The organism is Denitrobacterium detoxificans (genome assembly GCF_015062615.1).
Taxonomy (GTDB): Bacteria; Actinomycetota; Coriobacteriia; order Coriobacteriales; family Eggerthellaceae; genus Denitrobacterium; species Denitrobacterium detoxificans_A.
On sequence record NZ_SUUH01000005.1, the window covers coordinates 100,479 to 116,486 of the forward strand.

General features: G+C 59.2%; 10 protein-coding genes. 8 read left to right on the plus strand and 2 right to left on the minus strand.

Annotation, left to right across the window (positions count from 1 at the left end; translation table 11 throughout):
- Window positions 1-147 precede the first annotated feature (147 nt).
- Together E7002_RS07325 and E7002_RS07330 are read left to right on the plus strand one after the other, a co-directional pair.
- Window positions 148-1,743 (plus strand): FAD-dependent oxidoreductase, encoded by a 1,596-nt coding sequence (locus tag E7002_RS07325; protein ID WP_303728209.1) that lies wholly within the window; start codon window positions 148-150, stop codon window positions 1,741-1,743.
- A gap of 111 nt (window positions 1,744-1,854) precedes the next feature.
- Window positions 1,855-2,748, plus strand: coding sequence for a LysR family transcriptional regulator (locus E7002_RS07330; protein WP_303728210.1), 894 nt, complete (start codon window positions 1,855-1,857; stop codon window positions 2,746-2,748).
- On the opposite strand, the gene E7002_RS07335 is transcribed toward E7002_RS07330, so the two are convergent.
- On the minus strand, window positions 2,745-3,548 hold the full coding sequence (locus E7002_RS07335; RefSeq protein ID WP_303728211.1) for an MBL fold metallo-hydrolase: 804 nt from the start codon (window positions 3,546-3,548) through the stop codon (window positions 2,745-2,747). The two genes, E7002_RS07330 and E7002_RS07335, sit on opposite strands and share 4 nt — an antisense overlap.
- Before the next feature lie 52 nt (window positions 3,549-3,600).
- Here E7002_RS07335 and E7002_RS07340 point away from each other — a divergent pair, with 52 nt between their 5' ends.
- The 3 genes from E7002_RS07340 to E7002_RS07350 all read left to right on the plus strand — a co-directional run bounded on the left by E7002_RS07340 (window position 3,601) and on the right by E7002_RS07350 (window position 6,383).
- Entirely contained in the window at window positions 3,601-4,527 is a 927-nt protein-coding gene (locus tag E7002_RS07340) for a putative ABC transporter permease (RefSeq protein ID WP_303728212.1), read from the plus strand.
- Between the two features lie 120 nt (window positions 4,528-4,647).
- Window positions 4,648-5,955 (plus strand): phenylacetate--CoA ligase family protein, encoded by a 1,308-nt coding sequence (locus tag E7002_RS07345; RefSeq protein ID WP_303728213.1) that lies wholly within the window; start codon window positions 4,648-4,650, stop codon window positions 5,953-5,955.
- A complete protein-coding gene (locus E7002_RS07350) occupies window positions 5,955-6,383 on the plus strand; it encodes an ACT domain-containing protein (RefSeq protein WP_303728214.1) in 429 nt (142 codons plus the stop codon). The genes E7002_RS07345 and E7002_RS07350 overlap by 1 nt, the downstream gene beginning before the upstream one ends.
- 212 nt (window positions 6,384-6,595) lie before the next feature.
- Here the strand turns inward: E7002_RS07350 and E7002_RS07355 are convergent, their stop codons facing one another.
- A complete protein-coding gene (locus E7002_RS07355) occupies window positions 6,596-7,069 on the minus strand; it encodes a very short patch repair endonuclease (RefSeq protein ID WP_303728215.1) in 474 nt (157 codons plus the stop codon).
- 1,277 nt (window positions 7,070-8,346) lie between these two features.
- Between E7002_RS07355 and dnaE the strand changes: the two genes are divergently transcribed.
- The 3 genes from dnaE to E7002_RS07370 are packed head-to-tail and all read left to right on the plus strand — an operon-like array spanning window position 8,347 to window position 15,897.
- Window positions 8,347-11,844, plus strand: coding sequence for a DNA polymerase III subunit alpha (gene dnaE, locus E7002_RS07360; RefSeq protein WP_303728216.1), 3,498 nt, complete (start codon window positions 8,347-8,349; stop codon window positions 11,842-11,844).
- On the plus strand, window positions 11,844-12,647 hold the full coding sequence (gene truA, locus E7002_RS07365) for a tRNA pseudouridine(38-40) synthase TruA (RefSeq protein WP_303728217.1): 804 nt from the start codon (window positions 11,844-11,846) through the stop codon (window positions 12,645-12,647). The genes dnaE and truA overlap by 1 nt, the downstream gene beginning before the upstream one ends.
- A 19-nt stretch (window positions 12,648-12,666) precedes the next feature.
- On the plus strand, window positions 12,667-15,897 hold the full coding sequence (locus E7002_RS07370) for a hypothetical protein (RefSeq protein WP_303728219.1): 3,231 nt from the start codon (window positions 12,667-12,669) through the stop codon (window positions 15,895-15,897).
- The last annotated feature ends 111 nt before the right edge of the window (window positions 15,898-16,008 follow it).

The window sequence follows — 16,008 nt, forward strand, 5'->3', positions numbered from 1 at the left end:
TTTTTCTGTCTATAAGCCTCTGAGCTGGTTATATTACCCTCGTTTATGCCTGCATAATCCATTGCAAATTGCTTCTGGCATAGGGCGAACCTACGCTAGTTCCATCCGGGGTCATACGGGAGGCCCGGTTTTGGAATGGAGGAAAGAATGGAACTTACTCGCAGGAATTTTCTTGCTGGCGCTATGGTTGCCGGGAGCGCTGTGGCCGCTGCCATGACGGGCTGCGCGCCTGCGAAGACCCAGAAGGACGAGAGCGCTTCGAGTGGCGATACGTCCTCTGCTGTGAAGAGCGAACACAATCCCTCGGAAACCCTCACGTGCGACCTAGTCGTCGTTGGTTCGGGTACGGCAGGTTGCTGCGCTGCCGTTCGCGCGGCTCAGCTGGGCCTCAAGGTGGTCATGCTCGAAAAGAATGCCGTGTATGGCGGTTCTTCGGGCTACGCCGAGGGCCTGGGTGCTGTGAATTCGTACATGCATCGTGAGCAGGGCCTGCAGTTTGACACGAACGAAGTGTTCCTGCGTACGCAGGAATACCATCACTGGGCAGCCAACAGCGCTGTGCTTCGTCGCTACATCGAGAATTCGGGTGCCACGATTGATTGGTTGCACGACGAATGTGGCATCAGCTTCTATCAGGCTACGGTAACGTCTCCGAATTCGTATCCTAGCTGGCATCTTCTGGCCGACGCACAGGGCAATGTGGAGCGTGTGCAGAAGGGCCTCATTAACCCTATGGTTGAACTCGCTCAGACCCTTGGCGTAGACGTGCGCAAGGAAGCTCCTGCTACGGGGCTTATCGTGGAAGATGGCGAGGTCGCTGGCGTGTACTTCCAGGAAGCCAAGAAGGAATACGCGTTGAAGGCGCAGAACGTCATTCTGGCCACGGGCGGCTATAGCAACAATAAGGACCTGGTGGAGGAATTCTGCCATACCGATTACGACAAGATCTGGAATTGGGGCGCTGCCGGCCGCGACGGCGACGGCATCACCATGGCTCAGCAGGTGGGCGGCGTACTGTGCAATCCATCCAACCTCATGTATGGCTCCACGCGCATTCCGGGCTGCTCGGAGTTTGAAGAGCCGGCTAACTGGGTGTTTTCCTGGCAGCCTGCAATGCGCGTGAACGAACAGGCCAAGCGCTTCTTCAATGAGGAAATGTGCGCCGACTTTTCCGCTGCGTCGAATGCCATCGTAGCTCAAGAAAAGTGCTACACGATTATGGACCAGGCGTATCTGGACCAGCTGTGCGATGTGGGCATGACCATTGGTCTTGTGTCTGTGGGTCATGTCGCGGGCGAGCCTATTCAGGGCGGTCGCCAGGCCGTAGAGGAAAACATTGCCGCTGGAAATGTGTTCCGCGCCGATACGATCGAAGAGCTGGCCCAGAAGCTCGAGCTTGATCCCGAGCAGCTGGCCGCAACGGTGAAGGAATACAACGATTGTGCTGCGGCAGGCGCCGACCCCGTGTACGGCACGACTCATTTCGCGCCGTTGGCTACGCCGCCGTTCTATGGCGCTCACATTCAGCGTGCCATCTTCACGAGCGTTGGTGGCTTGGATGTCGATGAGTACCTACGTGTGCTCGACGTCGACAAGCAGCCCATTCCTCATTTGTTCGCGCTGGGTACCGATGCAAGTAGCTATACGGGTTTTTGCTACGACGTTGACGTGATGTCCGGATCTGAACAGGGTTGGTGCGCCACGGGTGGCCGTTTGGCTGCGGAGTTCATCGCAAACGCATAGGGCCAATTTGGTATACCATCATATGCCGACCATCCCTCCCGGTTGGCTTGGTGATAGGGACGGTGGTGCTTTCTGCAGAGTGCCACCGTCTTGCTATAGAAAGGTGCTCTCATGGATATCTTTCGCATGCGATGCTTTGTGTCTGTCGCGCAGACCCAAAGTCTGTCGAAGGCGTCTCATGAACAGTTCATCACGCAGCCGGCTATGTCTGCCCAGATGAAGGCTTTGGAGTCGGAAATGGGTACGCAGTTGCTCCGAAGGGGGAGAACCATCTCGCTCACGCCTGCGGGGCAGGTTGCGTTTGAGCGTTTTTCGCGCATCGTTGATGAGTACGATGCCGCGCGACGCGCCATCGCTCTTGAGGGCGATCACATGGGTGGCCTGTTGCGTATTGGCTTTCATGGGCCTGTGAACTGGGCGGGCGTGCCCGACATGGTGCGTGCGTACCGTGGGCAGAATCCAAGCGTGGAAGTGGATATCGAAATTGACACGTGGAACAACCTGATGAAGCGTCTCGATAGCGGCAAGCTTGACGTGGCGTTCATGGAGCTTTCCGAAATCGAGGGTCAATCGACTATCGTAGCTGACCCCCTGTTCGAGGAGAGCGTGTGCGTAGTCATGCCGCCGTCGCATCCCCTTGCGGGCCGCGAATCGATTTCGGTTATGGACATCGTTCACGAACCCATGATGCTGTTTAGCCCCGAAACGTCTCCCCGCTTTTTTAGGAATCTCAACGCCGCATTTGAGCGCATCGGCATTCATGCCGATAAGGTGGTGCGTGGTAATCACCATGAAGCGACGATTTCGCTGGTGCATGCGGGGTGTGGCATTACGTGCATGCCGCAGACGTTTTGCCGCGAGTATACGGGCATCGCATCTGTTCCGTTTTCCGATTTGGCGACGCACATGCGCTACGGCGTGGCGTGGAACAAGGCGCGCGTGACCTCGGTGGGAAGCTCGTTCGTCGATTTCGCGCGCGGCTGGGTATGGCCGCAGCATGCTTAGCGAATGGTGATGGGCTTGCTTTGGTAGGCCACGTGTACGTTGGCGGGGTGGCTGGCGCGCGTCACAGCTGCACGCAGCGTTTCGCCGGGCATGCGGTAGTCGTTGGAATTTTGCGAGATGTGCAGGGCGGCAACATGCTCGAGCCTGTCGCTTAGCAACTCGGCAAGTTCGGCGGCCGATTGCTCGTTCGAAAGGTGTCCTCCGTCGCCCGCGATACGCGCCTTCACGTAGGCGGGATACGCGCAGGCTCGCAACATGGCCGGGTCGTGATTGCTTTCCAGCCCCAGCAGACGAACGTCGCACAGCGCTTCGTGCGCTTCTCCCGTCACGATGCCCGTATCGGTCATGAAGCCCAGCACGTCCGTTTCGGTTTCGAAGCGGAATCCGCATGATCCCATGGCGTCGTGCGAGGTGGGGAAGGGTGTGATGCGCATGCCGGCCAGGACAAAGTCATCTTCGGTCGCCTTGAACGTACGGAAGTCGTGGCTGTTTGCAAGTTCGCGCAGCGTGTTGCTACCGTCAATGGATGCCTGTTGCGCATATACCGTGGGGTTTACGCCGCTTTTTGCGAGTTTCCGCAGGCAGACGCCTAGTCCGCTGATATGGTCGGTATGTTCGTGCGTAATGAGGACCGCTTGAAGCTTGCATGGGTCGAATCCACATTGTTCGCTGCGCTCGATGAGCGCCTTGCCGCTAATGCCGCAATCGATGAGCACGCCCATGCCCGTTGAAGTGTCCTCTACGATGGCCGCGTTGCCCTTGCTTCCGCTGGCCAGAATATGCAGTGCGAATAAACTCATGCGGCATAGGGTATCATGACCCTGTGTGCAACCGTAAGAAGGGGAGTCCGGCTTGCTCGTTTTAATCGCAACTTTGCTTGCTCTTATTGTGGTCATCGGGGGTGTCATCTACGGCATTCGCGTGCTTGTGGTGCGTTCGGGTTTTGGCCGTACCATTCGCCACCTGGTGGAAGAGCAGCGTCTGAGCGACGACGTGCGTCAGGCCATCGACGATGCGCAGAAATGGCGTGATGAGCGCAAGCTCTCTATGCCTCACGTGAGCAAGAAGAAACCCCATCTTTCCCGCGTGCAGCGTGCGAAAGTGCGTGCTGCGCATATTGAACGTCGTGAAGACTTCCTCGACAAGCTGCACATTGGCTGGTATCAGATAGTCTTGCTGTTCTTTGTGGGCAGCGTGTTGGGTCTCTTTCTGGAAGAGACGTGGATGTTCGTCACGGCTGGGCTTACGCAAAGTCGCGTGGGCTTGGTGTGGGGTCCGTTCTCTCCCTTGTATGGCGTAGGCGCCACGTTGCTTACCGTTATCACGTTCTATATGCGCCGTAAGCACTGCGCTCCATGGCAGGTGTTTTTGGTGGCGCTGGTGGTGGGCGGAATGCTCGAGCAGATTACCGGTTGGTCTATGAGCACGTTCATGCACGCCTCTTCGTGGGATTACTCGAATGTACCGGGTGCCATAACGCAGTGGGTGGCCGTGCCGTTTCTAGTGTTCTGGGGTGCGTTGGGCCTGGTGTGGTATGTGTGCATCATGCCCGAATTGCTGTTCATTATTGGCGAGCCTACTACGCCCCGTCGCGTGATACTCGTGTCGCTGCTGGGCGTCTATTTGGCGCTCGACGTCTTCATGACGCTGTCGTGCTTCAACCGCGTTGCCGAACGCCATGATGGCATTCCGCCCGCAACGGGCTTCGACGTGTGGATCGATCAGAACTATACCGACGAGTTCATGTCCGATCGTTTCCAGAACATGAACTTTTCCTAGGCCATTTCCCCGATTTCTTCTGGTTCACTATCGCGCGCTAGAGTGCAATGCGCTAGGATATGCTCTATTCGAGTGGAGTGCCTGCATGGGCAGGCGCGAATTGGGCAAGGAAGGAATCGCATGTCCGAACAACAGGATATCCTGACGATGCCCCACGAAAAGATCGAACAGATTCAGATCGAGGGCATCAAGCAGACCGTCATCAACTGTTACGAGCACATTCCCTTTTATAAGCAGTCGTTTGACGACGCAGGCTTCGATCCGTATGCCGTGCAGTCGCTCGAGGACTTGCAGAAGGCTCCGTTTGTAACCAAGCAGGATCTGCGCGATGCCTATCCGTATGGCATGCTGGCCGTGCCCCAGAGCGAGGTGCGCGAGATTCACATGTCCAGCGGTACCACGGGCGTGGCGACCGTAGGCGCCTATACCGAGCACGACCTTCAGATTTGGGCCGATTGCTTTGCGCGTGGCATTCGTTATGCCGACGGCACGCCCGATGACGTATTCCACGTATGCTATGGCTATGGCCTGTTCACGGGTGGCTTGGGCGCTCATTATGGCGGCATCGCTGCGGGCTGCACCACCATCCCCATGTCGGCAGGGCAGACCGAGCGTCAGATTCGTATTTTGCGCGAGATGGGCTCTACCATTCTGGCGTGCACGCCCAGCTATGCCATGCACATTGCCGATACGGCTATTGAAATGGGTATCGACCCTGCCAAGGAATTCACGCTGCGTGCGGGCATCCATGGCGCCGAGCCCTTCAGTGATAACTTCCGCGCCGAGCTCGAGCGTAAGCTGAACTACAAGGTGCTTGACGTGTACGGTCTTACCGAGACGATGGGCCCGGGCGTGGCCGTTGAATGCCTCGAGCAGAACGGCCTGCACATTGCGGAAGACCACTTCTACTGCGAAATCATCAATCCTGAAACGGGCGAGGTTCTGCCCGATGGCGAATGGGGCGAGCTGGTCATCACCACGCTCGACCGCGAGGCATCGCCTGTGGTGCGCTATCGTACGCGCGACATCACGCGCATCATTCCGGGAGAGTGCGCCTGCGGTCGCACGCACCGCCGCATCGACCGCCTGCATGGTCGTACCGACGACATGCTCGTCATTCGCGGCGTGAACGTGTTCCCCAGCCAGATTGAAGACGTTATGCGCGAGTTCCCGCAGGTAAGCAGCTGGTACGTTATCGAGCTTACGCGCAAGGGCTCCATGGACGTGGTAACGTTGAAGGTGGAACCGGCAGCCGATTTCGACTTCGACGAGATTGCCGCGCTGGAACGCGTGCAGCGTAGCATTCAGTCCGAACTGAAGAAGGCCCTGGCCGTGGCCGTGCAGGTGCGCATCGTGGAGCCGAAGAGCATTCCGCGCAGCGAGGGCAAGGCCAAGCGTGTCATCGACAAACGAGAGGGGATTCGCTAATGATCGATCAACTTACCGTTTTCCTCGAGAACTCCGAGGGTCGCTTGGATGCTTTGGTGCGCACGCTGGGCGCCGCGGGTATCAACATGAGCGCGCTTACCATTGCCGATACGGCCGACTATGGTCTGGTGCGTATTATCTGCAACGAGCCCGAACGCGCGGCGAACGTGCTGCGCGAGAACGATTTCCGCGCGCTTGTCACCAAGGTGAGCGCCATCGAGGTGCCGAACCATCCCGGTGGACTGGCAAGCCTTCTCGACACGCTGGCGAAGATGGGCCTGAACATCGAGTACGGCTACTGCTTCTCCGTGAATGGCGACAAAGCCGTCGACGTGCTGAAGATTGCCGGTACGAAGGAAGCCGAACAGGCGGCTAAGGCGCTGGAAGAGGCGGGCTTCAAGCCGCTTACCCAGGAGGACCTGCTGTAGGTCGCGCGAACATTGCCTGCAGTGTTGTTCGCGCTGGTCCTGGGTGGCACACGCGCGGGGCTAGCTGGTTATGAGCGACGCACGTGCAGGTTTGAGGCGTTTGCAAGGGTGTGTCAGCTTCGGCTGGCGCACCCTTTTCGTTTTGGGATTTCCGGAAATCCCACGCGAGGCAAGGGCTGGTGACAAGCGTGCTGGCATTTCGGCGTCTTGAGCTATTCCGCGTTGGTTGAATCTTGCTTGGGGGACTCCGCTTCCGGAAGCTGAACGAACGCGTATTCGATCTCGTCGTGGAGTGCCTGCTTGGTTTCTTCCAGCTTGTCCTTCTTCAGCTCGCACTCCCAGATAACGACCACGTGCCAGCCCTCTTCTTCCAGCTGGGCGCGCACGCGTTCGTCGCGCTCGCGGTTGCGCGTGAACTTCGCGTTCCAGTAGTCGAGGTTCGACTTGGGCGTGGTGGCGTGCTTGCAGCCCTCGTGATGGTGCCAGAAGCAGCCGTGTACGAAGATGGCGATCTTGCGGCCAGGATAGGCGATGTCGGGGTGGCCCACGCATTTCTTCCAGTCGCAACGGTATCCCGACCAGCCCATTTCGCGCAGCATGCGGCGCACCAGCAGCTCGGGCTTGGTGTTTACGCGCTTGTTCGCGACCATGACGTTATGTACGGCTTCGGAAACCATGCGCGCCATAATAGCACGTTGGCTTGCGCATGTTGTGCCAGGCCGAAGCCCCCCACCCTCGATGCATTTTTCCGGAAAAGGACAGTTCTGGAGGCGTTTTCGGCCTTCATTTCGTCCCGAAAATCTTCCGACCTGGGGCAATGACACAAAGCAAGCCGCTCCCGATGCATTTTTCCGGAAAAGGCATTTCCGCAGGTAGTTGCATGACGATCGAGTGATGCGTTGCGTACTCCGAGAGCCAGGGATTATCGTCCCAGCTCAGAACGTTTTAGAAAACCTTTAAGATTCTTTTAAGGTAGCTTGGGCATACTGTAACCACAGACAGCGGGAGGCACCCCAGACCCCCTCATACCCCTCCTCTCGTTGCTGAATCTCAGCCTCGCGCACGCACACTCGCGAGGCTTCTTTTTTGCCCGAATAAAATGCGGAACTCCATAACTCCCACGCGTGGATTTCGCTTGCACTCCTCTTCCGGCTTGTAGCCACTAACCAAACCTCTTCTGCCGGGATGGAGCAGTTTGTTTCGGGCATGTCACGCTACGGCCCCAGGTGATATGCCATCAGCCCATACGTGTCGGGTGCGCTAAGGCTCCATCCGCTCTGTTCGATGAGTACGCTGAGTGCAGCTATAGGTATCGCTACGCGGCCACGATTGGCCTGCCGCTTGTCCTGCTCTTTCTGCAGCTGTTCTTGGCGAATAACAAGATTGCAAATGTTCTGTCGTTGGCGCATCGACAGGCGACGTATCCTTGCGAGCGCAAGGGCCCCGCAAACGCGCTAACGCGCGTTTCGTCCATTTGTGCATCCGCTCGCAGTTGCCCCGTAGGACACTGTGAAAGCCATAAATTTGCGCTATGCCTCGGTTGCCCTGAGGAGAGCGGGAGGCGAAGCCTCACGCAAATCATCAGGGCAACCGAGGCAGCGCAAGTAAAAGCATGAACCAGCGAGCGCACGAGCGTAGGTTTCGGCCCGTGCGGGGCCGAAACCACGCGAGCAGCGGAGCGGGTGTCCAGCGGGGCAACCGCGGGCGGATGCCCGATTGGGTGGCGCTGCGGGATGGTCCCCGCTAGTCGGAACCCCAGCGGGGCAACCGCGGGCGGATGTGCGATCGGGATAATTCATTTCGCAATCGCGGATGATTACGGCCCTCCGCATGCGAGTCGCACCAGCGCTTCTCGACATAGCGTGGAAACCTGAAAGCGGCTCCCCACCCGTGGGCGGCGGCTGCTAGAATGGCGTACGAGAAACAAGAAACGAAGCTACGCACGCAACGAAGAGGTTTGGTTATGGCGTTTGTTCACCTGCACAATCACACGGAATATTCCCTGCTCGACGGCGCCACGAAGGTAAAAGCCATGGTCAAGCGTGCGGCCGATCTGGGCATGCCAGCCGTTGCCATTACCGACCACGGCGTTATGAGTGGCGTGCCTGAACTCGAAGACGCGTGCATGGCCCTGGAAAAGGAAACGGGCCAGAAGGTTAAGCCCATCTTTGGCTGCGAAGTCTATTTCACCACCGACGACGAACTGAAGAAGGAAGGCAAGCCCAAGCTGTACCACATGGTGTTGCTTGCCAAGAACAACGAGGGCTACCACAATCTGGTGAACCTGGTCAGCGAATCGCACGTCGACAACTTCTACTACAAGCCGCGTACCACCTATGCCATGCTGCAGAAGTACGGCAAGGGCATCATCGGTACTACGGCCTGCATTGCAGGCATCGTTCCGCGTCTGCTCGATGTGAACCAGTACCAAGACGCCGTGGAATGGGTTCGCAAGCTGTCTGCGTGCTTCGAACCGGGTGACTTCTACATCGAACTGCAGAACCAGGGCATTACCACCGACCACGGCAAAACGCAGACGGAATTGAACCATCAGCTTGCCGGCATTGCGCGTGACCTGGGCCTGAAGACCATTGCCACGAACGACTTCCACTACCTTACGCGCGAAGATGCCGAAGCGCAGGACATCATGCTCTGCATCGGCACAGGCAGCAAGGTCGACGACGTCGATCGCATGCGCTTCTCGAACGACCAGTTCTACATGAAGACGGAAGAGGAAATGCGCGCCGCCATGGCCGAGTTCCCCGAAGCATGCGATAACACCGTCGAGCTGGCGGAAAAGTGCAACGTCGTGCTGGAGCGCGACTCCATTCTGCCGCGCTTCCCCGTGCCCGAAGGCGAAACCGAAGTCTCGTGGTTCCGCAAGGAATGCGAGAAGGGCCTGATCAATCGCTACGGCGAAGGCAAGGCCACCAACATGGAAGAGCTCGGCAAGATGCGCCCCGACGTTATCGAGCGTTACGAGCATGAAGCCGGCGTTATTATCCAGCAGGGCTTCCCCGCGTACTTCCTTATCGTGCAGGAATACATTATGTGGGCCAAGAACAACGGCATCGGCGTAGGTCCGGGCCGTGGTTCCGCTGCGGGCTCCATTGTTACGTATGCCATGGGCATTACCGACCTCGACCCGTTGCCGTATGGCCTGCTCTTCGAACGTTTCCTTTCCGTGGAACGTGTCGAGATGCCCGATATCGACGTCGACTTCGACGATCAGCATCGCCAGGACGTTATCGAGCACGTGCGCGAGTTCTACGGCGAAGACCACATCTCAGGCGTTATCACGTTCGGTAAGTTGCAGGCGAAAAACGCCGTGCGTGACGCCGCACGCGTACTCGACTACCCGTATGCCGTGGGCGACAAGATTTGCAAACTCATCGGCGGCGAAATCGGTATCACCATTCAGCAGGCGCTCGATACGAACCCCGACTTGAAGGATGTGTACGAGCACGACCCTGATTGCCAGGCAGTAATTGAAGCCGCCCAGTCCATCGAGGGCCAGGTACGCGGCGAGGGCGTGCATGCGTGTGCAACCATCATTTGCCGCGACCCGCTCTCCGACCACGTGCCTGTAAAGCGCGACACCAAGGGTGGCGGCATCATCACTCAGTACGACGGTCATTACACGCCCGAGCTGGGCCTACTGAAGATGGACTTCCTGGGCCTGCGTACTTTGGGCGTGATCAGTCGTGCATGCGCCAACGTGAAGAAGCGCCATGGCATTGAAATCGACCCCGGCAAGATTCCGCTGGATGACCCCGAGAGCTTCAAGCTCATGTGCGGCGGCAACATGGACGGCCTGTTCCAGGTGGAAGGCAACCTGTACGTTACGCTGTTCGCGCGCATGAAGCCGCGCCGCTTCTCCGACATCGTTGCATCGATTGCACTGAACCGCCCGGGTCCTCTGCAGAACGGCTTCGTCGACGACTACGTCGACCGCGTAAGCGGCAAGAAGCCCGTAAAGTACTACGACGATCGCCTGCGCCCCATTCTGGAGGAAACGTACGGCACCATCGTGTACCAGGAACAGTTGATGCAGATCTCCATGGCTATGAGTGGCTTCTCGGCGGGTAAGGCCGACAAGCTGCGTAAGGCAATGGGTAAGAAAAAGCTCGAGGTCATGAAGGCCTTGGAAGAGGACTGGAACAACGGCGCCGTGGAAAACGGCTACTCGTTGGAGGTCTCGAAGAAGATCTGGTCCGACGCCGAGAAGTTCGCACAGTACGCCTTCAACAAGTCGCACTCGGCTTGCTACGCCGTGCTGGTTATGCGTACCGCATACCTGAAGGCGCATTACCCGAATGAATTCATGGCCGCCGTGCTTTCCAGTTACCTGGGCAACAACGACAAGCTCATTCATTACATCGCCAGCTGCAACGGCAGTGGCATCAAGGTGCTGCCGCCCGACATCAACGAGTCGAACCTGGAATTCACCCCTGTCGACGAGGGTGTGCGCTTCGGCCTTGCTGGCGTGCGTGGCGTAGGCGAAAAGGTTGTAGAGGACATCATCGCCGAGCGCGAGAAGGGTGGCGCGTACACCAGTCTGCACGATTTTGTGCGCCGCATGGATGTGCGCAGCTACAACCGCAAGACGCTCGAAGCCCTGATCAAGGCAGGTGCGTTCGATAGCACGGGCTACACGCGCAAGCAGTGCATGCACTTTTTGGACGATACGCCGCTGCTGGAAAACGCTGCGCGTCGTCAGAAGGACCGCAATGCCGGTCAGATTTCCATGTTCGACATGTTTGCCGATGACGAGGATTCGGGTTTCCACGAGGAAGTACCCGAGCCCGATGGCATCGAATGGGACAAGCGCACGAAGCTGAAGTTCGAAAAGGACATTCTGAAGATCTACGTAAGCGACCATCCGCTGCGTCCGTACGAGAGCAAGCTGCGTAAGCTTTCCAAGTTCCGTATTGGCGATCTGGCTGAACGTGAGCGCGACATCAAGAATTCCACGTTTGTGGGCATGATTTCCGCCGCGTCCACGAAGCTCACCAAGAAGGGCACGCGCATGGCCACGTTCACGCTGGAAGACACCACGGGCCACGTGGAATGCGTTTGCTTCAAGTACGAAGACTATGCTGACGCCATCCGCGAAGATGCCATCGTGAAGATCAAGGGCAAGTACGAAGCCGGCGACCGCAACCAGCTTATGGCGTTCGAGGTCTCCTTGCTCGACCTGGGCGAAAGCGAAGAGGACGCACCGCCGAAAACGCTGGGCATCACCATTCAGCAAAGCGACTTCTCGCAGCAGAACATGCAGTTCCTCACGCAGATTTTGAAGAAGTACCCCGGTCGCGATGGCGCTGTGCTGTTTGTGCGCCAGAACAACGGCCAGAAGTTTCGCGCGGAATTGCCGCTCACGGTCGACGCGCGCAATAGCGGTTTGTACCGCGAGCTGTATTCGCTGTTCGGCCGCGAAGTCTGGAGCGCTGCATCGTAATGGCTACCATGGCGCTGCTGCTGCAGTACAACGGCGCGGGCTACCACGGATTCGCCACGCAGAAGCCGCATAATGGCCGCGACCTTGCCACGGTGCAGGGTGAGCTCAACCGCGCACTCGAGGTGTTGTATCGTCGTCCGGTCGACACCACGTGCGCGGGCCGCACCGATGCAGGCGTGCATGCGTTGGGCCAGGTCATTAGCTACGATGTCTCGGAAGAAGAGCTTGAAACGCGCACCCCGCGCGTTCTTCTGCGTTCGCTGAACGCGCTTACGCCGGAAGATATGGGCGTGCGCGATGTGTGGCAGGCGGCCGATGGCTTTTCGGCGCGCTTCGATGCGCAGTGGCGCGAGTATCGCTACTACCTTTCCGTGGGGCCCCTGCCCCCGCTCGTCATGGCCGATTTCTGCTGGCATTTGCGGTGCGAGCCGCTCGACATTCAGGCTATGAACGAAGCTGCGCAGTACCTTATCGGCGAGCATGATTTCAAGAGCTTCTGCCTGGCTGCCAGTGCGGTGGGGAAGCCCACGTGTCGTAACGTGCTCGACTTGAGTGTTGCTCCCGTTCAGATTGCCGGTCAGGATCTGGTTTGCATTCGCGTGGTGGGCAGTTCATTCTTGCATTCCATGGTGCGCACCATTGCTGGCACGCTTGTTGCCGTGGGGCGCGGTTTGCGCGAACCCGCGTGGGTGGGCCAGGTGTTGGAAGCGCGCTCGCGCGATGCCGCCGGAGAAAAAGCTCCTGCTCAAGGTTTGGTCTTTTGGCAGGTGGGATATGAGGGGTACAATAGGCACCTAGGGTAGAGATATCAAAGGAACGCCTATGCTATTCCGTAAGCGTAAGAAGAAGGACGCGAAAGAGGCGTCCGAAGTCGTGGAAAGTGCCGTCGTTTCCGCGAACAGTTCAGTGGTTGTATATGGGGGGGATGGCAACTCTGCGTCGGCGGGGGAACAAGCCACCGCGCAACAAACCGTAGATTCCAGTGCGCCAGAAACGGCTGCGTCTGTGTCCCAGGCGCCGGTTTCCGCTGCTGCGCCGCAGGCGCAGCCTGTTGCGGATCAGCCCGCTCAGGTGGCTCAGCCTGCAGCGGTCGAAGCCGTGCCTGCGTCCGCTTCCGCACAGGCGGCCCAACCCGCGGTCGCGGCCTCGCAGGGTGGTCAACCCGTTGCGGTGGATGCTCCTCAAGCGTCGCAGCCCGCAGCCGCCAATGCCGTACAACCCACGTCGCCTGTTGTGGTTCCCATGGGAGAGAAGGTGATTCCCCTTGCTTCGCCTGGCGAAACTGTGGTGGGCAGTATTGCTTCGGCGCTTGCCGCCGAAGCTTCCGCGGAGCCGGAACAGCCTCAGTCCACAGCTCCCCAGGGCGATGCACCCGTAGATGCGGCCTCGTGGGAACGCGTGGCTTCCATTGCGCAGAAGCTTGAGCACGCTCCGGCATCGAATGCCGAGTTGGCTGATCTTGCCGTCGAGCTCGAGCACATCGTTGCGCGTAATGTTCCTTCGGAAAGCACCTACGCGGCCCAGTCGAGCCGTGCGCAAGGTCATGACACCACGTATGCGGCGCAGGCCGCAACCGCCAAGTCGCTTGGCTCTACGTATCGAGCTCAGGTGGCCCATGCGGACGATCCGCAGGAAGAGCCCGTGGCGGGGCAGACCGAGGTAATCAAGCCTGTAGCCGCGGCAGAAGAGCCCGCGCCGCAGCCTTCGCTTGCCGCTGAAGAGGCTGCTGAACCGCAGAAACAAGACGCAAGCGCAGATGCTTCCGAGCAACAGCCCGCGGCTGCTCAAGCCGCTGCGGAATCCGCGTCTCCCGTTCAGGCTGTTGCGTCTGCCCAGCAGGGTGCAGAGGCAGAGGTTCCTGCGCAGCAAGCCGCGGTGGCGAATCAGTCCGGGGAAGCCGTAAAGCCTGCGGAGGCCGAGCCGGTGGCGCAGCAGCCCTCCGAGGGTAGTGCGCCTGCGCAGCAATCTGCGCCGCAAGAGGCGCAGTCTGCCGCGCACTCCGAGGGCGTGCTTCCCGATTGGGCTCCTTCCGACGACAAGGCCCAGGAATTGGTCGATAGTTTCTTCAATGCGCCCGTCGACGACGATGCTACGAGCCCGTTTGTCATTCCGCGTGGCCAGCATGTGCAGACGCAGGAACCTCTCGTGTTCCGCGGCGCCATGGCCGATGCGGCCTCCGGCGAACAAGCGCCTGCCGTCCAGCCGAGCGCTCCCGTTCAGGAAACCCTTGTTCCTACGGCGGAGTCCGAGCAGCCCTTTGCGGCGCCCCAGGCCCCTGCGGCCGAAGCACCTGATGCTGCTCCGAAGGCCGCTGAGGCGTTGAGCCCCATGGTCGAAGCCCCCGCGGCGAGCGAGCCTGCTGCCAAGGTGCCTGCAGAAGTCGAGTCGGTCGCGACCGCTGTCGAGCAGCCTGCGGCAAGCGAACCCGCGCCCGCTGCCGAGTCTCATGCTCCGTCGGGTCGCGTGATTAAGTTCGAGTCGTTGGGCTCTGCCGAAGTGGCTTCGCTGTCTTCGGTGCTTTCCGAAAAGCCTGTAGAGCCTGCTCCTGCTGAAGAGGCCATTCAGGACGTTCCGGTGGCCGAGGTGCCCATTCCCGACCAGGTGGTTCAGGAAGTGCTGGGGGCGTCCGCTCCTGCGCCTGCCGAACAGGAAACGCCCGAGCCGGAGATTTCCTTCCTGGAGGCCGAAAAGTCCATTGGCCTTTCGGTGTCCGAGATGGTCGAGCTTGAATCGCTTGGCGAAGCCTTGAAGAAGCAGCTGAACGTCGCTCCTGCGGATGAACCCCAGGAAGAGCCCGTTGCTCCCCATGCCGAAAAGACAATCGCGCTCGAATCGGTGTCGGGTTTGCAATTGGAGTCCGTTGCCGAGGCGCTGGGACGTAGTGCAGGTGAACAGGCTCCGTCTGAGCCCGCTCAAGCGGAGCAAGTTGCCGTATCGACGGAGCAGCCGGCAAAGCCGGCTCCCGCAGAGCCCGAGCCTCGCGTTATGCCCTCGTCGCTCGCTGCAGATTCTGCATCGACTGGGCGGGTGCAAGAAGAAGCCCAATCCACGGAAGAGCCTGTGCAGCAGGCCGATTCCGCATCGTCGTCAATTGCTGCGGCGTCTGCGGCTGCAGGCGTCTTTGCGCGAAGCATCTCCGAACCGCTTCCGCGTCCGCAGCTCAACGAAGATAATGTCGTTTCCGTTGCCCAGGACGAGCCTGCCTCTCAGGCTGCGGCTTCTGAAGCCCCGGTTGTCGAAGACGACGAGATCGTGAAGTCGCTCTTTGCCGCCGAGCGCGAAGCCGAGGCGAAGAAGGAGGCCGAGCGCGCTGCTCAGCAGGCTGCTGCGGCCGTTGCTACCGAGTACGAGCCCAAGGATGGGTCGTTTGCCATTTCCGCCGATCAGGCAGCACCTGCATTTGCGCCCGACGGAACGCTTGCAAGCGATGCCCTGGGTGAAGAGGTGTCCATCGTTTCCGAAGAGGAATCTCCCAAGCCCGAAGAGGTCGCCGAGAGCGTGGAACGCGAGCGTCGCAGGTATGCGGGTTTCCCTGAACAGGAAGCTGCGGGCGCCCTTGACAGCACCGAGCCGCGTGCGGCAAACATGCCTTCGTTCGTCTACGTAACGGCGCCCGCATTCGAACCCGAGCAGGGCACTGAACGCCCCTCGAATCCTTCGTACGAGCGCGATCGCCATGCTGCTGCCGATTACGAGGCAGAGCGCAAGGCCGCTGAGTTGCGTAATCGTGCGGTCGAGCGCCTCATCGCAGAGGGCTCCACCCTGTCTTATGACACTTCGTTCCCGCCCGTTGACTACGATGCCTTCGACGAGGCTCCCAAGAAGAAAAAGAAGAAGGGCAAGAAGGACAAGGATAAGAAGGGGAAGAAGAAAAAGGGCAAGAAAGGTAAGAAGATGAAGAAGGAAAAGGACAAGAAGCGCGACAAGCAGAATCGCGACGATGATGCTCCCGCAACCTTCCGTCAGCTGTATGCGTCCCGCGATGGCAAGCTGGCCATCTACGAAGATGCCGAAGGTCATATCATCTCGGTAGATACGAATCGCCTTTCCTAGCCGTTATCGTATAACCTTTCGCGCCCGTGCTGGCTTTCCGCCGCACGGGCGCTTTGCGTTTGTGGAAGTGGGGCGGCGTGAACAAGGGGTGGAAATTCGTTACATGGCGGC